Source organism: Photorhabdus stackebrandtii (assembly GCF_011189495.1).
GTDB lineage: Bacteria > Pseudomonadota > Gammaproteobacteria > Enterobacterales > Enterobacteriaceae > Photorhabdus > Photorhabdus khanii.
This window is the reverse complement of record NZ_PUJV01000018.1, coordinates 64,386-83,601: the sequence shown is the minus strand read 5'-3', so window position 1 is coordinate 83,601 and position 19,216 is coordinate 64,386. Positions and strand designations below refer to the sequence as shown.

18 protein-coding genes and 2 pseudogenes are annotated in these 19,216 nt (G+C 42.7%); 6 read left to right on the top strand and 14 right to left on the bottom strand.

The features are described 5' to 3' along the window. Positions 1-121 precede the first annotated feature (121 nt). A pseudogene (locus tag C5470_RS15150) lies at positions 122-377 on the bottom strand (zinc ribbon domain-containing protein); the annotation flags it as partial. A gap of 315 nt (positions 378-692) precedes the next feature. Here C5470_RS15150 and C5470_RS15145 point away from each other — a divergent pair. Then, positions 693-1,010: a hypothetical protein gene (locus tag C5470_RS15145; RefSeq protein WP_166290401.1), complete on the top strand. Its 318-nt coding sequence runs from the start codon at positions 693-695 to the stop codon at positions 1,008-1,010. A 130-nt stretch (positions 1,011-1,140) separates the two neighbouring features. Here the strand turns inward: C5470_RS15145 and yfcD are convergent, their stop codons facing one another. Together yfcD and C5470_RS15135 are read right to left on the bottom strand one after the other, a co-directional pair. Further along, positions 1,141-1,689 carry an NUDIX hydrolase YfcD gene (yfcD, locus tag C5470_RS15140; protein ID WP_036843240.1) on the bottom strand — a complete coding sequence of 183 codons (549 nt, stop codon included), beginning with the start codon at positions 1,687-1,689 and terminating at the stop codon, positions 1,141-1,143. Between the two features lie 466 nt (positions 1,690-2,155). Next, positions 2,156-4,036 carry a lipase family protein gene (locus tag C5470_RS15135; protein ID WP_166290399.1) on the bottom strand — a complete coding sequence of 627 codons (1,881 nt, stop codon included), beginning with the start codon at positions 4,034-4,036 and terminating at the stop codon, positions 2,156-2,158. Positions 4,037-4,820: 784 nt separating this feature from the next. Between C5470_RS15135 and C5470_RS15130 the strand changes: the two genes are divergently transcribed. The 5 genes and pseudogenes from C5470_RS15130 (at position 4,821) to C5470_RS15115 (ending at position 8,678) form a co-directional block, all read left to right on the top strand. After that, complete coding sequence (locus C5470_RS15130; protein ID WP_166290397.1) at positions 4,821-5,231, top strand: type III secretion system chaperone; 411 nt, start codon at positions 4,821-4,823, stop codon at positions 5,229-5,231. A 67-nt stretch (positions 5,232-5,298) separates the two neighbouring features. Continuing rightward, the gene (locus C5470_RS15125; RefSeq protein WP_166290395.1) at positions 5,299-6,828 is read left to right on the top strand and encodes a type III effector; all 1,530 of its coding nucleotides are present in this window, start codon (positions 5,299-5,301) and stop codon (positions 6,826-6,828) included. Between the two features lie 16 nt (positions 6,829-6,844). Beyond that, positions 6,845-6,933, top strand: a pseudogene (locus C5470_RS23735) (transposase); the annotation flags it as partial. An 82-nt stretch (positions 6,934-7,015) separates the two neighbouring features. Beyond that, a complete protein-coding gene (locus tag C5470_RS15120; RefSeq protein WP_036843237.1) occupies positions 7,016-7,636 on the top strand; it encodes a glutathione binding-like protein in 621 nt (206 codons plus the stop codon). A gap of 127 nt (positions 7,637-7,763) precedes the next feature. Beyond that, a complete protein-coding gene (locus C5470_RS15115) occupies positions 7,764-8,678 on the top strand; it encodes a TIGR01777 family oxidoreductase (protein ID WP_036843235.1) in 915 nt (304 codons plus the stop codon). Here C5470_RS15115 and C5470_RS15110 read toward each other — a convergent pair. The 11 genes from C5470_RS15110 to C5470_RS15060 all read right to left on the bottom strand — a co-directional run bounded on the left by C5470_RS15110 (position 8,659) and on the right by C5470_RS15060 (position 19,161). Then, positions 8,659-9,243, bottom strand: a complete 585-nt coding sequence (locus tag C5470_RS15110; RefSeq protein WP_166290393.1) for a UbiX family flavin prenyltransferase — start codon at positions 9,241-9,243, stop codon at positions 8,659-8,661. The two genes, C5470_RS15115 and C5470_RS15110, sit on opposite strands and share 20 nt — an antisense overlap. Positions 9,244-9,290: 47 nt before the next feature. Next, complete coding sequence (purF, locus tag C5470_RS15105) at positions 9,291-10,808, bottom strand: amidophosphoribosyltransferase (protein WP_166290391.1); 1,518 nt, start codon at positions 10,806-10,808, stop codon at positions 9,291-9,293. 14 nt (positions 10,809-10,822) lie between these two features. Beyond that, positions 10,823-11,329 carry a colicin V production protein gene (cvpA, locus tag C5470_RS15100; RefSeq protein ID WP_023044970.1) on the bottom strand — a complete coding sequence of 169 codons (507 nt, stop codon included), beginning with the start codon at positions 11,327-11,329 and terminating at the stop codon, positions 10,823-10,825. Between the two features lie 203 nt (positions 11,330-11,532). Continuing rightward, a complete protein-coding gene (dedD, locus tag C5470_RS15095; RefSeq protein ID WP_166290389.1) occupies positions 11,533-12,210 on the bottom strand; it encodes a cell division protein DedD in 678 nt (225 codons plus the stop codon). Continuing rightward, positions 12,200-13,498, bottom strand: a complete 1,299-nt coding sequence (folC, locus tag C5470_RS15090) for a bifunctional tetrahydrofolate synthase/dihydrofolate synthase (RefSeq protein ID WP_166290387.1) — start codon at positions 13,496-13,498, stop codon at positions 12,200-12,202. The genes dedD and folC overlap by 11 nt, the downstream gene beginning before the upstream one ends. Continuing rightward, complete coding sequence (gene accD, locus C5470_RS15085) at positions 13,491-14,435, bottom strand: acetyl-CoA carboxylase, carboxyltransferase subunit beta (protein ID WP_166290385.1); 945 nt, start codon at positions 14,433-14,435, stop codon at positions 13,491-13,493. The genes folC and accD overlap by 8 nt, the downstream gene beginning before the upstream one ends. A gap of 101 nt (positions 14,436-14,536) precedes the next feature. Then, positions 14,537-15,226 carry a DedA family protein gene (locus C5470_RS15080; protein WP_166290383.1) on the bottom strand — a complete coding sequence of 230 codons (690 nt, stop codon included), beginning with the start codon at positions 15,224-15,226 and terminating at the stop codon, positions 14,537-14,539. Between the two features lie 45 nt (positions 15,227-15,271). Next, positions 15,272-16,066 (bottom strand): tRNA pseudouridine(38-40) synthase TruA, encoded by a 795-nt coding sequence (gene truA / locus C5470_RS15075; protein ID WP_036843539.1) that lies wholly within the window; start codon positions 16,064-16,066, stop codon positions 15,272-15,274. A gap of 41 nt (positions 16,067-16,107) precedes the next feature. Next, entirely contained in the window at positions 16,108-17,118 is a 1,011-nt protein-coding gene (locus C5470_RS15070) for an aspartate-semialdehyde dehydrogenase (protein WP_166290381.1), read from the bottom strand. A gap of 52 nt (positions 17,119-17,170) precedes the next feature. Beyond that, positions 17,171-18,298 carry a 4-phosphoerythronate dehydrogenase PdxB gene (pdxB, locus tag C5470_RS15065; RefSeq protein WP_166290409.1) on the bottom strand — a complete coding sequence of 376 codons (1,128 nt, stop codon included), beginning with the start codon at positions 18,296-18,298 and terminating at the stop codon, positions 17,171-17,173. 89 nt (positions 18,299-18,387) lie between these two features. Continuing rightward, positions 18,388-19,161: a helix-turn-helix domain-containing protein gene (locus C5470_RS15060; RefSeq protein WP_036843222.1), complete on the bottom strand. Its 774-nt coding sequence runs from the start codon at positions 19,159-19,161 to the stop codon at positions 18,388-18,390. Positions 19,162-19,216 lie beyond the last annotated feature (55 nt).

Here is a 19,216-nt window from a genome sequence, read left to right as displayed (position 1 = left end):
ATAATCAGAAAGGGAAAGAGAACCCGCTAAGACAGGTAAGTGCTGAGCGGTGACAAACTGACGTCCAGTATGAATAGAAGGTTCCCGTTTTCGAATGAATAAGGTCATAAAAGATCTGCGCTTAAAAGAAGTACGCAGATCTTAACGGATAACACGCGCCTTTTGCGACACCCTCTTTACGGCGGGGAGCAGTCACTGCGTTTATGCCCTGCTGTTTGATATTTAATGCGACATTTATGTCTCTATCATGTTCAATACCGCATTCAGGGCAGTGCCAGAAACGCACTTTTAAGGGCATTTCGGCATCTTGTCACCGCAGCAATGACACGTTTTCGAATTGGCGTACATTGATCGAGCCTGACGATATACATGCCTTTCTATTTACGTCGTACATTTCTGCTGCCTGTAAAACGACTTACTAAAACATGCTATTAATGCAATTCAATAATCACTCATCCAAAATATTTCACTAATCCTGTAATACCTGATTATATTAAGATAGGATTGAAGTCCTGCCAATATCACCACTAAACAAAGATTCAAATACGATAAATCCGTTTATCGTATTCCTTTTATATCACTGATAAATTTCAATATTTAACTACTCAAGGAAAGTGTTAAGTTAAATTTCGCAAATAAAACCACCTATCATATAAGTATAAAAATAACAGTAACAATAAGGAAACAATAGAATGACAACAAAAACCGTATATATAAACCCCGGTCAATCCTTTGAGATTTACACACATGGAAATATCCTATTTCCCACTCACTACCCTGAGGCAATTATTAAAAACAACAGCCTGGCACCAATTAGGGCTGTAAATTACTGGGCTGCTCCAATCGGAGATTATAATCAATATACCTATATTGAAGTCTACCCCGGAGAAACTAAAACACTCACAGCACCGATTAATGCTATTTATTTCTATAGAATTGTAATCATCAATCTCAGCGATAGTATAACCGCAGAAATCGAAGTTACATCGCAGATATGGAACTGGGGCTAACCTCTGACCAGGTCGTGTCCCTCAACAATAATTGGCAATATTATTAAGGGGCACGGCCGAATATCACTAACACTGCAAGCATGACCAAATAGTTCATATTATAAATAGAACCATTATTGGTGGTAATAACTCAATCAATCAATTTATTGCTAAGAATAACAGCATCGAAATCATTATTACGCGTCAACCACAGAGAAAGTGCTTTCAACGAATCGGGGGTGAATTCGTCGCAACGCGCGGTGATTTCTGCCGGTGTCAGCCAGCATACATCATCAATTTCCGCTTCCTGTAAAGCAAATGGGCCATGACTGATGCAACTGAATAATGCGCCATAGATACGGCAATTCTGTTCCTCATAATAAAAACTACCGTGCTCGGCAAAAGGAACGCCTGCGATACCCAATTCTTCTTCTGCTTCGCGCCGGGCTGCATCCAACATATTTTCACCCGCCAGAGCAACGCCTCCTGCGGTCGCATCCAATTTTCCCGGATAAAAATCTTTAGTTTCTGTACGATGCTGAACCAGAATTTTTCCCATACCATTATGAACTACGATATAAGTGGCACGGTGCCGTAAACACTGGGCGCGCATCTGTTGACGTGTAGCCTGAGCAATGACTTCATTGTCTTCATTGACAATATCGATCCACTCAACACCCTCTGTATTCTCTTGTTCCATCTTTAAAAAACCTTTTTTATTAGCAAGAAATTGCAAGTCTATAGAATGGTTAACCTATTCAAAATCACCAAATTGATAGCGGCTCTACGAAGTTATTCGTTTCGGACGCTTCATGCAACCCTTTGACTGAACCCAAAATAGGGCACCTGATAAACCGTAATGCGATCAAATTCTTACCAGCAGTGATAACGGGGTTGATTACCTGCACCTTATCAACTTCAAAAACCAGAAAAGAGGGGCTAATTCATTTATGCCCCTCATTATGCCAGCATTATTTTACAGTGATCTATCATTTGGCTATTAATATCAATTCACCCATCGGGGTACTCAACCCATTCATCTTTTCCGTTAATTATAGTCACTTTCGGTATATTCATATGGATCCGTTTAATCTCAGTACCTTATATGGCTTAATACTTACGTAAACCCGATACTAATGTTACTAACAAGCATTTTCTCATATTTATCACATCCAATCCTCTCCAATCAGTACAAAATTATCCGTATAGCGTTTTAAAGCCAGATTACCCCATTTATTTTGTTTAGTATAAATAAGCGCTTGTGTTAACTGGTCGTCCATATGTAAAAACAGGGTATTACGTTGCCGAATATCAGGAACAACATCAGATCTTTCCGCCATTGTTCTTTCAAAGAATCGTTCCTTATCCCGATAAAAATGATATTTCCTCGGTTCAACTAACTCTGCAATTCGATCACCAATGTAATGAATATATTTAAACATACGGTGATCAGGCAGACTCAAGGCATCTTTTAACTTCGGGTTGTCATTACGTGGAAACCATTTAGCCCTATCTGCTTCGCTTATACGTTTAAAAAATTCTTTCTGAACCTCTAATATCTCCTTCATCTTATCTTCCGTTTCATGATTCAGTGATGGGATTAAATATAATTTTACGTCGACAGGTAATATATCACTAAGCTGTATAAAGTTATTTGAATCACTCTTTTTTAAAGCTTCAATAATCAGATTAGCTTTATAAAAGTGAACTATTTTTCCATGATGCAAGAAAACTTCATCACCTTTTGTCAAACCTAACAATTCAATAGTGCTGAATAAATAGCCCAGAGGCCCCCAATAATCATAAAGCCAGTTATCCAGGTCTTTTTCCGGGGGCGCAGAGGGAACCAAATCGTTTTCATTCAGATGGCGGTAATGCGTAATATCTTCCAGTTCTTGTACCGCACTGCGGGTTAATGTCCGCGGCATCCCATAACTGTACAAACAAGGATGATATTTTTTCAGTTGCGCGCTGTGTAACAACCCCAGAGCACCACCTAAACTATGCCCACAGACAAATAAGTTGCGGTTTTTAGCCAAATCAATAATTTTATCAGACATACTTTTATCAGAACCGGGAACTTTTAATTTGCCAATAAGATTAAATGCTTCCCAAAACCCCTTATGGACTTTACCATTCTCGACAAAACCACTACATACGCCGCCTTGACCACAGCCCAGTTTCAATGGCTGGTACATAATATCAGTGATGGCATTATCTATACTGGCCGTTCCCCGCCAACTGACAATAATGTCTTGTTGATTAGATGCATAAAATAGCTCAGTGTCTCCTAATGGGTTTTCACTCGCTTTTGAATCAATAAATACAACATCAGTATAACGTTCACGAAATGGCACATCATATACAATCGGAGAACGCGCTATTTTTTCTATTTTATTGGGTAATTGGGATATATCCAGCATCTGCCGGTTAAAAAAATGGGTGATAGAACCGGCTACATCAACATTATTATTAGAATATGACAGCACTCCCATTAACGCCAAGTTATAAGCATTCACCAAAGAGTAATCAAGCTGATGATGTAACAATAATACCCAGGCTCGGAACGGACACACTTCCAGAACATACCGGCAGTTTATTGAGGGAACTCCAAAACCTTTCGGTACCGGGTCTGGGAAATGATAGTGTGGTGGTTTATCCTCTTTCCATTTATCAATCACAGGTAAGCCATCACTTATCTGACCGATGGTTACATAACGATATTGATGACCTTCTGCTTTGGTTTTCGATTTAACTACCGATATATTGACATCACGCTTTTCTCGTAATGGGCGCTGTTCCATTTCATCAGCTAATGGTTGAGCGCTGATATATAACGTTACTGGATCCGGCGACAAACTTTCTTCCCTAAGTAATCCTTGATCATTAGTTACTCCTTTACGTTCATCTCGCGGCTCCCCCTGGCTTATCAGGCGATAAGGCATATTAACTAATGGATTACCTTGTTCATCAACAAGTTGGAACTCCACCCAATGTTCCATAATTTTTTGACCATCAATAGAGTCTCGTGGGCATAATTCGCTCATAATTATTATTTTCCTTTTTTATGCTGAGAAAGTAATACAACGCTTATTATCAGTTCGATACATTAATAATAGTGGGAGAGAAAATTCATTCTCTCAAGCGTAATATCATAATAAAATTCAACAAATGCCAAATGAATATAATTATGAAAAACCACAGGGCAAAAAATGAGAAAACAGGAAAAATCCAATTTATTTAATTACTTTGATTAATAAGCATCAAACCTAAAAAATAAAAATCCAAGCATTAATTAACTTAACAAAAATTTATTTCCACAATAATAAAAAAATAACATATTGAATAACATGTAAAAACATTTATCACTCTAACTGTCATGATGAATCGTTAAATTTTATTTAAATGAACCAAATAATAAAAACATTCCATTCACTTAAAATAAAAATAAAAACTTAATGGTAATATACTATAAACTTATTATTGATATAAATATCATATCAATTATTTAGAATATATTCTCATTTAAACATTATTCAAAAGAATAAAAAAACATGCAGTTTATTGGTTTTCTCAATACCTGGCCTATTCACTCAATCTACGAGGATTTGGGGCAAGCATAGCCTAACGCGGTGATAAGGTTGACCACGCTACCTTATCCCGCTACAGCAATTCATAAAATATGGTATTGTTTTGTTAACGCAACAGAACCCATTTATCTGATTAATTTTTACAATATCATCGTCTGTTTTTGATAGACGATCCTGTGCTTCGACCACATAATTTGGACAATATTTTAGTCGTACTCAATTATTTTTATGAGATTTATTGATGTCCAAATTAGAGAAATTATGTGCAGATTTTGCCGCTCAGACTAACATTATGTTGAACCTTTCTACCGGCGCAGCGCAATTGAATATTAGTGATTATGGCCCCTGGTGGATAGAGGTGGACTCAACGGGATCTATGCTGACTTTCCATCATACAGTCACTCCATTTGTTGAGAATGATGCGGAATTTTGGCTCTCACTAAACAGTAATATCAATATACTTGGAGGAGCATGGCTCGCATTACATCAGCCAACACGAACTATTCGTCTCTGCTTGCTTCAAGATATAACACGAATCGACTCTACTGATTTGGTTAATATTTTGGGAAATCTTCAAAAAATAAGAGCTGAGCTACCTTTTCCTGAAATTAAGCACACCACCTCAGCATCAACCCACGATATTTTAGTTTGATATGTTTTTTTAGAGAATAAATTCAAAAAACTCACAGAAGAAAAAAATAAAATAATGGAGAGAAAGTATGTTTAATCTTTCAATACAGAGCGCCAACACCAGGATTGATATTAATCATAATGAGTTGTCTCAAGCGACTTCAACAGATAAAACTTGTCACTGTTGCGAACCGTTGCTAAATAATACCATTGATAATCCACTTACCGCACCAACCTCTGTTATCACACAATGGAATGAAAAATCCGTCGTAACCAACAAACAAATTGAAGCTAACATTTCCCGTTTAGCCAGCGAAAGTACTGCCGCCCATAAAACGGTTGATTCTCTCTTATCTAACTTGGTAAAACTTTTCGTTCGGGTGGAGGGTAATGAATTAACCGCAATCACTAAAATGCTTAATGCCTATACCGGAGATAAACCCGGATTCAGTATATTAGGTCAGCTTGGTGCGGGTGGATTTACCCGAATCATGAGCGAAGCACAACAAAGCGGTGTGAGGCCTGATAGGGCAAATACAGAACCTCTGACATTGAGGGAGAAAGCCACTGCTTACTATGATCTTACTAACTCAGCTTATTTCCGGGATACTCTGGAGAAGATCTATTCATCACCTGAATTGAAATCAGAATTCAAGGATATAATTGATATTGGTTACCTGGAAAGTAAAAACTTTGCACCTGCCCGAGGTTCCACTAAAGAAAATCCCTTACCTGATCAGTTGGCTCTCTACACTTTTAAAAATGAAAATAAATTTAATGCCTCTGAAAACTCCGAATTATATCAGGTGACAAAACAGGAAAAAGGGAAAGAAGTTATAAGTAATCCTGCTCTGGCTGGCAATAGCCTGACAAAAGTCCAGAATGATTTCAGAACACCCGCGCCTGATAAGGATAGTGTCTGGTCATCTGCCGCTTCACTTGAAGCCGATAATCGTCTGACCAATCGGGAGTTGGAATTTGCCCGTTTAAACCCCCGCAACCGGCTGGACAGAACTGACTATCAGTTTGGTCAATCAGGCCCCATCAAAGCACATCAAGAATTAGCGAAGGAAAACATTATAGTACAACGTGGTAATGGTTTTGCTGTCTGGAATGTGAAAGAAAATACAGGATTTTCTAAGGATACAGCCTTACACAATTTGCCAACTGTCGCTGCACCTTCAGGCACCACGGATCGTTTTATTACTGCGGCCAGGTTATTGGGCACGGGACTGAAAAATGATCTTTCTTTAGGTACTCCTGCTAACGGGGAATCACCGGAGCAGTCAATTCAGCGAGGGGAGCGGGAAATGAAAGAGCTAACCCGATGGCTGGCAACAGGTTATCTGGTTGATGATAATCACCATTCTATGATCGAAGTTAATTTAGGGGCGGCTAACCACGGTTTAGAGTCTCAATGGGGATTGAATCTCTATACCGAACCTTTCTCTTCTCCTATACATGCCAAGGGATTTAGCATATCCAGCCAGGAAATATTGGCAGAATTAGAAAATCGTGAGGATGTCCGCACAGATTACTCTACTTTCAAGAAAGATCTGTACGGTGGAAGTCGGGCAGTTGTTAACGCAAATGGCAGTATAAGAACGAATTCCAGATAACCATTCTTTTTTGCCACTTCATCTGATGATTCATGACCGGGGGAGTTGTTATCGGTTAAACTCACCCCCGGAAATACAGATGATCGTCAGCCAGTGCGGGAATTATCAAGAGTCTGAATTAGATGTTCTTAAATAGATCTAAGGTAATATAATATGTAATGCAATTTTATGTTCCACTGGAGGTTCTATGATCGACCTGTATTATGCCCCAACGCCAAATGGTCACAAAATCACGCTCTTTCTTGAAGAGACTGGCCTTCCTTACAACATTTACCGAATTGATATTGGTGCTGGAGATCAATTTAAACCTGAATTTCTTGCAATTTCTCCTAACAATAAAATTCCAGCTATTGTTGATCAACAACCCACCGATGGTGGCAAACCTGTTGCCATTTTTGAATCTGGCGCCATTTTGACTTATCTGGCAGAGAAAACGGGTAAGTTACTCAGCAAAGATATGCGTGAACGTATTCAAAGCCTGCAATGGCTGTTTTGGCAAATTGGCGGCTTTGGCCCAATGCTGGGACAAAATCACCATTTTAGTCACTTTGCGCCTGAGAAAGTCCCTTACGCGATTAATCGTTATCAAGAAGAAACACAACGCTTATATAAAGTTCTGAATACTCAATTGGAAAAAACATCCTATCTGGGTGGTCAGGAATACAGTATCGCTGATATCTCAACTTATCCGTGGGTTCGTGCCTATGAGCGTCAAAATATTGATCTGAGCGATTATCCAGCAGTGCAAAAATGGTTTGATACGATTAGCCAACGCTACGCTACCCAAATAGCCTACAGTAAAGCTTGATACCTGTCTGCGGGGTAACTATTTCCCCGCAAAACTTAATCCGGCTAACAGATGACTGTATTTTAAATCATCAGCTTTGATATCCCTGCTATAGTTTCTATATAAACTTAAGTTATAGGAGTGGCATATGCGTATTTTAATCACCGGAGGAACAGGCTTGATTGGTAGCCGTCTGGTTTTCCAGCTTCTTTCCCTATCCCATTCCATCACCATTCTGAGCCGCTCACCACAAAAAGTGTATTCTCTGTTCAGTAAACAAGCTGAATGCTGGACCACTCTGAAAGATAAAACGGACCTCAATGATTTTGATGCCGTTATTAATCTTGCTGGCGAACCCATAGCAAATAAACCTTGGACTTCCGCGCAAAAAGAAAAGCTGTGCCAGAGCCGCTGGACATTGACAGAACAACTCAGCAAGTTAATTAATGCCAGTCAGACACCACCAGAAGTCTTTATTTCCGGCTCTGCGGTGGGCTATTACGGCGATCAGAATCAAGCAGTTGTGACAGAACATGAGCCACCCAATGATGAATTTACTCATCAACTCTGCAAACGATGGGAACAACTTGCATTACAAGCTGCCAGTGATAAAACCCGTGTTTGTCTTTTGCGTACCGGCGTTGTATTGGCAAAAAACGGTGGAGCACTGAAAAAAATGTTACCGCTTTTCCGTCTTGGGCTTGGTGGCCCTATGGGTAGCGGAAAGCAGTATCTGCCCTGGATCCATATTGATGATATGGTAAATGGTATCTATTACCTGTTGAGGACGCCCGGTTTGAGTGGTCCTTTTAATATCACCGCCCCTTATCCGGTGCATAATGATCAGTTTGCCGCAACACTCGGAGAAGTATTGAACCGCCCTGCAATTATTCGCATACCTGCTTTTGTGCTGAAATTACTCATGGGAGAAGCTGCGGCATTGGTACTGGGAGGACAGCAGGCAATACCGCATAAACTGGAACAAGCTGGTTTTGGCTTCCGCTATTTTCAGCTAAAAGAAGCTTTTGAAGACCTGCTACACACTAAATCTCAACACCTTTAGCGCCTTGCCAACGGGTAAATAGATCATGAGGTAGCTCGATATCAAACTGATCGAGCACCCGATTAACCGTCTGGTCAATAATATCCTGAATCTGTTCAGGCCGATGATAAAATGCAGGCACTGGCGGCATAATCACCGCCCCTATTTCTGCCGCCTGAGTCATCAACCTGAGATGCCCCAAATGCAATGGCGTTTCTCTCACACCAAGCACCAGCTTACGGCTTTCTTTCAATACAACATCGGCCGCTCTGGTCACTAACCCATCGGTATAGCTGTGAACAATACCTGAAAGGGTTTTCATTGAACACGGCAAAATGACCATACCCGAAGTTTTGAACGAACCAGAAGAGATAGCAGCGGCGATATCTCTGTGGTCATACACGACATCAGCCAGCGCCTGCACATCCCGTAAACTATAATCTGTTTCAAGCGCCAGTGTCTGGCGAGCGGACTGACTGATAACCAGATGTGTTTCTACGCCTTCAACTGGCTGTAAAACTTGCAGTAGCCTGACGCCATAAATAGCCCCACTTGCTCCTGTAAGCCCCACGATCAATCTTTTCATTTTTTCCTCGTACTGACACTGGGCAGCGATTTTAAATCTGAAGGTCATCAACCTTCATTATAGATATCCAGGTTTTCGATTTCGTTCTGATTATTCAATGTCATTTCATCGTCTTTACGCAGATTTTCCAGGTAATAGAGATAAGTCTGGTCAATGTCTTTGGTGACATAAATGCCATTGAATACTGAACATTCAAACTCTTCAATATCGGGGTTTTCTTCACGAACGGCATCAATCAGATCCGTTAAATCTTGGAATATCAACGCATCTGCACCAATAAGCTGACGAATTTCATCAACTTCACGTCCATGAGCGATCAATTCATTTGCATTTGGCATATCAATGCCATAAACATTCGGGAAACGCACTTCGGGGGCCGCAGAAGCAAAATAAACCCTCTTCGCTCCCGCTTCACGAGCCATTTCAACAATTTGTTCTGATGTTGTACCACGAACAATAGAATCATCCACCAACAGCACATTTTTATCGCGGAATTCCGCACGATTAGCATTCAGTTTACGGCGGACTGATTTCCGGCGCTCCTGTTGACCCGGCATAATAAATGTCCGACCAACATAACGGTTTTTCACAAACCCCTGACGGTAGGGTTTACCCAGTATACGGGCAATTTCCAGCGCAATATCGCAGGAAGTTTCAGGAATAGGAATAACCACATCAATATGCAGGTCTTCCCATTCACGGGCAATTTTCGTCCCCAGCTTATGCCCCATCCGCACACGGGCGTTATAAACCGAAACCTTATCAATAAAGGAGTCTGGACGGGCAAAATAGACAAATTCAAACAAACAAGGAGTCAGAGAAGGATTTTCAGCACACTGGCGGGTAAATAACTGACCTTTCTCAGTGATATAAACCGCTTCACCCGATGCAACATCCCGCAGGAATTCAAAACCCAGTGTATCCAATGCAACACTTTCAGAAGCGACCATATATTCATTACGGCCATCATTCAGGGTACGCTTGCCTAACACCAACGGACGTATACCATGTGGATCACGGAAAGCAACTAACCCATGACCGATAATCATCGCAATACAGGCATAAGCACCACGAACCTGTTTATGCATTGCCGCTATCGCGGCAAAAATATTGTCAGGTTCCAACGGATAATACTGGAAACGATCCAATTCATTAGCAAAAATATTGAGCAAAATCTCGGAATCTGACGTGGTATTCACATGGCGACGGGCATTTTCAAACAACATTCTTTTTAATTCATGCGCATTCGTCAAATTACCATTGTGTGTCAATGTAATACCAAATGGAGAGTTCACATAAAACGGCTGGGCTTCCGATGCACTGGAGCTGCCCGCAGTCGGATAGCGAACATGACCAATCCCAATCGTTCCCTGTAAACGCAGCATATGCCGGGTTTCAAACACATCTCTCACTAAACCATTGGCTTTGCGTAAACGAAACCCATTGTTACCATCAATAGTAGCAATGCCAGCAGCATCTTGCCCACGGTGCTGAAGCACCGTCAACGCATCATAAATCGACTGGTTAACCGGTGTAAAACCGACGATACCAACAATACCGCACATGTAGTTTTTCCTCATCAGCCAAGCGGAGAGGTATATTTCTCCGGCAGGAAACTTGACGCATTTTGCAGGTAGTCAAAGAACCACCTGATGATATGACTGAACTGTGGGATCAATTGTGACTGCTTCCAGTCATCACTTTGAGACAATGGTGTGAATGTATCCAGAAAAAACAGAATAGCAGCAACAATCAGCACACCACGTAATGCCCCAAAGCAGACCCCGAGTACCCGATCAGTACCAGATAATCCTGTCCGTTGCACAAGAGAACCTATCACATAGTTCACCACAGAACCGACAATCAACGTCGCAATAAACAGAAGCGCAATGGCGATTCCGTTACGCACCAGCTCATCTTCAAAACGGGTAAAATAGACCGCTAAGTAAGAGTAGAAGTGGCTTGCCACAAAGAAAGCACATCCCCAGGTGACCAGTGACAACGCCTCACGAATAAACCCACGAATCAGGCTAACCAATGCCGAGAAACCAATAATGGCAATAATAACGTAATCAATCCAAACCATATTTTAATTCCAAAATAGACGCCCCGGCATCCGTTTCAGACGCATTTTAACAGAAAACGAAAACGTTTGCGTAGCAGATTTCCTATTCCGCCGAAAATAATTAGCGGCGATACAGGAAACGCATTATCGCCGCAGTCACTTAATATTTACGACTTGATTTCATCACAGTTACCTCATTCGTCACATAGGCATCGTCAGCTTTATTACGGCCTATAACTTCTTACCTGCCCTTGTAATCCTGTCAGACTTTTCAGTTCTGATAATGCCGAATCGAGTTGTTGTTTAGAAGCATTCGGACCGACATATATCCTGGTTAACTGCCCATTCACCGGAGATGAAGGTACCGTATAGACCTGATAACCCGACAAACGCAGTCTGGCAACGATTTCATCCACCTTTCCCGCGTTTTTCAAGGCACCCAGTTGTACGATATATGCTTGTCCTTGCGGTGCTTTTTCAACTGGTTTAACCTCAGGCTTCGGTTCCGGTTTAATCTCTGGTTTAGCCGGCACTGTCTGCTTAATGTCCGGTTTTTGTTCAGGCTTAATCTGTGGTTGAGGTTTGACTTCTGGCTGAACAGCAGGAGGTGCTATCAGTGCGGTCGACGATGGAGCTGTCACCAATGGTATTTCTGGCTGCTCCAGTGTTTCCGGCAGCAATGCCTCTGTCTCATCTTCCAGAGGCATTGATAATATTGGCGAATTAAGGGGAGGAATAGATTCAATTTCTTGCTCATCCCCAGGCTTCGGAACCAGGGGAATTGATGCAAACTTATCTTCGTTATATTTCTTGTTGCCGTCCAACAATGCAGGCAGCACAATAACACCCAGTGCAACCAATACAATTGTGCCGACCAAACGATTTTGAAATTTACTTGCCACTTCGCTTCTCCCTGTCCAGAGCCTCCATGACATGCGCTACTGTGTGAAATGAACCACAAACGACAACAATATCCTGTTCATCAGCGTCTGCCATTGCCTGATACCAGGCATTTTCCACATCAGTAAATACCCGTGGCTGTTCAAGATGCTCAGCCAATATCTGTGCATCTGCACCACGCAATTCAGTCAACGGAGCGCAATACCACTCATTAATTTGCTGTGACAGGCAAGCCAGTGTGCCGGCAATATCTTTATCGCCAAGCATACCCACTACACCCAGAATTTTGCTGCCCGGTTGACGGGGCAACAGGGCTAATTTCTGTACCAAATAAGCCGCGGCATGTGGGTTATGCGCCACATCCAGAATCAACAACGGCTTTTCATGAACTATTTGGAAACGCCCAGGCAACTGCGCATTTTGCAGCCCCTGATGGATGGCATTTTCATTAATAGCCTGGCTGACTTTATCTCCCTGTCGTAACAGGCAACAAATAACACCCATTGCGGTTGCAGCATTCATCAGAGGAACATTTGGCAAAGGCAGATGACTAAATAGCCTATCATCAGATTGCCAATGCCAATCTTTCTCCTGTTGAGAAAATCGCCAGTCAATACCACAGCGGAACAACTTGGCCCCCAATTCATCGGCGACTTCTGCAATAGAAGATGGCATATCCGGCTCACCAACCACGGCAAAACGATCTTTGCGGAAAATACCCGCTTTCTCACGACCAATATGTTCGCGATCAGCCCCCAACCAATCAATATGATCGAGTGCAATACTGGTAACGGCTGCAATATCGGCATCCACAATATTAGTCGCATCCAGCCGTCCACCTAAACCGACTTCTAAGATGACGACATCCAGACAAGCTTCTTTAAACAGTTGCAGAGCCGCTAATGTGCCATACTCAAAATAGGTCAGTGAAATACCACCACGACGGGATTCAATCTCCGCAAATACACGACAGAATTCCTGTTCAGGTAACTCTTTACCCTGAATACGAACTCTTTCAGTATAACGTACAAGATGCGGAGAGCTGTAAACCCCCACTCTCAGCCCAGCCGCCAGCAGAACAGATTCAATAGTGCAACAGGTGGTGCCTTTACCATTAGTGCCGGATACAGTTATCACCTTAGGTGCAGGATTAACCAGATCCAAGGTTCGAGCTAATTTACCTACACGCTCAAGCCCCATATCAATAGCTTTAGTATGCAGATTTTCAAGATAAGAAAGCCACGTCGTCAGTGACGACGTGGCTTGAAGGATTTGTAAAGTATCAGACATCTTCTTTATTAGTATTTATTTGAATATCCGCCTCAACATCAACGGGTTCTGCCACAAATTCAGCAACAATGGGTTTAGTACCGGGTTGCGGCTGATAAGTCAGTTTAGAAAGCAAACTGGCAAGTGTGTCTCGTATTTCAGGACGACGAACAATCATGTCAATCGCCCCCTTTTCCAGCAAAAACTCACTGCGTTGGAAACCTGGCGGCAATTTCTCGCGTACTGTCTGCTCAATAACACGTGGGCCAGCAAAGCCAATCAATGCATTCGGTTCAGCAATATTGATATCGCCCAACATTGCCAAACTCGCTGAAACACCGCCCATTGTCGGGTCAGTCATCACTGAGATATAAGGCAAACCACGCTCCTGCATTTTTGCCAAAGCAGCACTGGTTTTCGCCATCTGCATCAATGACATCAGCGCTTCTTGCATACGGGCGCCACCACTCGAAGAAAAACAGACCAGAGGACAATTGTCTTCCAGCGCCTGTTCTACCGCACGAACAAAACGGGCACCAACAACAGAAGCCATTGACCCCGCCATAAACGCAAATTCAAAAGCAGCGGCAACAACCGGCATACCATTTAACGTGCCTTTCATCACGATCAGTGCATCTTTCTCTTCAGTTTGCTTTTGTGCTGCCGATATGCGGTCTTTATACTTTTTAGAATCGCGGAATTTCAGAATATCTTTCGGCTCTAATTCCTCCCCTAATTCAGTTTTTGTTCCTTCATCAAGGAGAGTCTCCAGCCGAGTACGCGCCGAAATACGCATGTGATGATCACATTTAGGACAAACTTCAAGATTGCGCTCTAACTCAGCACGGTAGAGCACCTGACTGCAACTATCACATTTAGTCCAAACCCCTTCTGGGATATTTGCCTTACGACTTTGGATAATGTTGCTTTTATTAAGAATTTTTTCAATCCAGCTCATTGAATGATCTTTCCGTCTGAATCTGGCTTATGCCAGTTTTGTTATGTGTGCCATTAAACCACAATGCTATGACAGTGTGGATAAAAAACTGCTCAAACCTGTTACGGGTTATTGGTTTTCTGTTTCATCGCCGCACGACGGTGACGCCAGATTTCAATCACTCCGGGCAGGATTGAGATAAAGATGATAGCAACAATCAACAGTTTCAAATTCTGTTGTACCATTGACATATCACCGAATATATAACCAGCATAGGTGAATAACAGTACCCAAACCAGTGCGCCAATCACGTTATAAGCCGCAAAATGACGATAAGACATTTTCCCCATACCTGCAACGAATGGTGCAAATGTTCTGATAATGGGTACAAATCGCGCTAAAATAATGGCCTTCCCACCATGTTTTTCATAAAACTCATGTGTTTTATCCAGATAACTCCGGCGGAAAATTTTCGAATCCGGGTTGGTAAATAATCTTTCACCAAAGACACGACCAATAGCATAGTTCACCGCATCGCCAATAATGGCCGCAATAATCATCAATACCACCATGATATGCACATTCAGATCATTTGAATCCAAAGCCGCTAAAGCACCCGCAACAAATAGAAGCGAATCTCCCGGCAGAAATGGAGTCACCACTAATCCTGTTTCACAAAACAGAATCAGGAACAGAATGCCATACACCCAATGACCATATTGTGCGACAAGTTCAGCTAAATGAATGTCAACATGGAGAATGAAATCAATAATAAATTTAGCAAAATCAACGAAATGTGTCAGATATTCCATAATATTCCCCGTGATACCAAAACATCCTTGTCGGCAACCAAAATGTTAAATCAGATCATCTGCCAGAAACAGAGGCCCCATAACCGATCCCGGCAAACCAAACTGCGCTGGATAATCAACGGCAACCAGATATAATCCTGCCGCTTTGGCCGTCGCAGCGGCTTTCGTCCGGTCTTTTACCGCAAGCAATTGAGCCATCCAGTTAATATCCTGATTCCCACAACCAATTTCCATCAGGCTACCGACAATATTACGCACCATATGATGCACAAAAGCGTTGGCTTTAATATCTATTACGACGTAATACCCGTAACGGTTGACATTAATATGCATCACATTACGCCAGGGTGTTTTGGATTGGCATTGAACCGCACGGAAAGAGGTAAAATCATTTTCCCCCAACAAACACTGCGCGGCCTGATGCATCCGCTTTTCATCCAATGGATAATGAAAATGTGTCACGCCACAGGCCAGTACTGCCGGACGATAACGATGATTAAAAATAATATAACGATATCGCCGGGCAGTCGCGCTGAAACGGGCATGGAAATCCTCATTCACGGTTTTTACCCAACGAACAGCAATATCCGGTGGTAAATGTGCGTTCACTCCCATTGTCCACGCCGCATCCTTGCGCTGCACAGACGTTTCAAAATGAACGACTTGCCCTGTTGCATGTACTCCAGCATCGGTCCGGCCGGCACAAAATACCGATATGGGTTCATTAGCGACTTTTGATAACGCTTCCTCAAGACACCCCTGAACACTTTTCACTTCCTGCTGGCGCTGCCAACCATAATACCGGCTGCCATCGTACTCAATGCCCAATGCAATTTTCATTTTTGAACCTGGCACAGATGCTGTTTGTTCTGTACCAAACATCAGTAAAATTGCTCCTGAATCAGTTTTTCCGCAGTCTCAACCGCCATCAGCGCACCACCAAACCGAATATTGTCGGCTACAGACCAGAATTGTAATACTTCCGGCATACCATAATCATTGCGCAGACAGCCAATACTCAGCAAATCATTACCAGATGCATCTGTCACCTGGGTCGGATAATCGCCTTCCGCTGAAACGTTAATATCAACCATCCGCTCTAATTCTTCACGGGCCTCTTCCACACCAACCGGACGCAATGTTTCCAAATGGACTACCTGAGCATTACCATAAAAAACAGAAGACTGAACGCAACTCACTGAAATTGGCAATCCTTCATCTTGTAAAACTTTGCGTATCTGATCTACAACGCGGCGCTCTTCACCCACTGAACCTTCAGCATCTGTCAGCAGCGGCAAAAGATTAAACGCCAGTTGTTTGCTAAAACGACCCGGTTCTGGTGGGATACCATTAAGTAAACGAGCGCTCTGCCCGGCCAATTCATCAACCGCCGCTTTGCCATGAACGGAAACAGAGAGCAAATTGGTCAAATGTAAGCGTGCAATTCCTGCGGCATCAACCAACGGTTTAATCGCTGTCAGCACCTGACTGGTCATACAATCTGCCAAAGCGACAATATTACGGTTACGATAATCCGCCAACGCATGAGGATTCACACCCGGGACAACCAAGGGAACATCCGGCTCCATAGCAAACAATCCGCTGCTATCAAGCACCAAACAACCTGCTTCTGCCGCTTGTTCAGCATACTGTGCCGTGGCTTCTATTCCGGCGACAAAAAAAGCGAGTTGTATTTGTGACCAGTCAAAATCAACGACATCACGGACAATTAACGTTTTGCCATTAAAACGCAAGTTTTCACCGGCACTATGTTCACTGGCAAGAGGATACAGTTCACCAACGGGAAACTGACGCTCCTGTAATAACGCCAGTATCGCTTCACCTACCGCACCTGTCGCACCCAACAGGGCAATATTCCATCCTTCCGACATGTTGGTTTTCTCCACCTTATCTTTCTGACATGCAGATATATGCCTGCACGGATTACATCAGTTCTGTACTGAAACCAAGAGCGGCTAACAACTTAGCACTCTCTCTGTTATCACAACACACGGTCAGGGATGACCATTCCCGGCGTTCCAGATAATTTTTACGCAGAAGATCAAATTGTCCTTTCTGACCGGCAACCTGCCGTAACGGGGTATCATCACGGCGCACATCATACACTAAATGTATCAGTCGCTTTAATGTGCTTTGAGTCACATTTCCATGCAGAGTAACCCGGCTGAAATCAGGCTCAGGCAACAGCTCAGATAAGGCAACTTTACGGGGTTGATCAAGGAATCCACAATAAGCCTCAAATACCTGTGTAGTGCCGCGTGCCTTACCTTCGAGGGTATAACCCGCGATATGCGGAGTACCTATATCGACTAATTCCAGCAATGGCAGGGATAAATCAGGTTCTGGTTCCCAAACATCCAGCACAACACTGAGTTTTTTACCACGCGTCAACTCGGCAAGCAGGGCCTGATTATCAACAACTTCACCCCGGCTGGCGTTAATCAATATGCGGTTATCCGGCAAAGCCGACAATAGTTCAGCATCCGCCAGATGAAGTGTTTTATATGGACCTGATTTATTCAGTGGCGTATGGAATGTCAGAATATCCGCCTCTTTGACCAGTTTTTCCAATGGCCAAAATTCACCGGCATCACCTCTTTCAGCTCTTGGTGGATCACATAAGAGTGTCCGTATGCCAAGGGTAGATAACCGTTCTGCCAGCCGGCTACCAACATTACCGACGCCAATGATTCCGACAACTTTATCTTTAAGTTCAAAATTATCACGTTCAGCCAGTAACATTAATGCTGAGAAAACATATTCAACCACAGCAATGGCATTGCATCCCGGCGCAGCAGAAAACCCGATTCCTGTCTGAGATAACCACTGTTGATCCACATGGTCCGTACCCGCCGTTGCCGTACCGATAAATTTTATTGTGCTACCTTTCAGCAATTCTTCATTAATTTTAGTCACCGAGCGGACCATAAACGCATCCACGTTATCCAGTGCCCCTTCCGGCACCGGGCGTCCCGAAATAGTTTGTACATCCCCTAACTGCTGAAACAGTTGTTCAGCATAAGGCATATTTTCATCAACCAGAATCTTCACTTCATTCCATCCTGTGGCATAAAACGGACGTAGCCGGCTATTTTGCCATTTAATCGTAATAAAACCCATCACGACGGTTTCTTTTATTGTTAGCCTTTTCTGAAACGCTCCGGTGTCGTACCCGCCAGTTGCTGAAACATCGCAATAAAAGCAGAAGATGAGCTGTAACCTACATCAAACGCGACTTCATTAACGGTTTTCCCTTGTTCCAGCAAAGAAATAGCATGGATAAACCGCAGCCGTTGCCGCCACTCACTAAATGATATGCCTAATTCTTGCCGGCAACGCCGTGACAAAGTACGTTCTGAGGTATAACGCTGTTTTGCCCATTGTGCCAATGACGTATTATCAGCCGGATTGCGTTCAAGTTCCTGTAATATCGGTGCTAAAAGTTTATCTTTAGATAAAGGCAGATAGGTATGCTGAACAGGAGACTGAATGAGTTGATCAATCAGCACTTGAGCCAGCCGTAAATCCTGTTCTGTTTCCGGTATTTTTAATTTACGTTCAAAACAATCAGCCATAATCGTATTGAATATTGAGCTAAGACGAATAATACAAGGAGCATCCGGCAATAATTTCCCCCACTCAGGAGAGATATCTATTGCCCTGAATCTCATGGATTTTCTACTATATCCCGAATGCTCTATTCCTTCCGGTATCCAGACACAGAATTGCGTCGGCGCTAAGAAATGTTGTCCCCCAGCATTCATTGCCATTACACCACAGACGACATAAATAAGTTGCCCGAATGGATGGGTATGACGTAAACACTCGGTGTCCGCACTGAATAATTCGCTACGAAAAGAAATACTCGCCGGAATATCCATATACTTTACAGGGATATGAAGTTTTTCTGCCATATTGTCTCAATTGCCTTATCCATTGTCTGATTATCGTTATATATAATAAATCAGA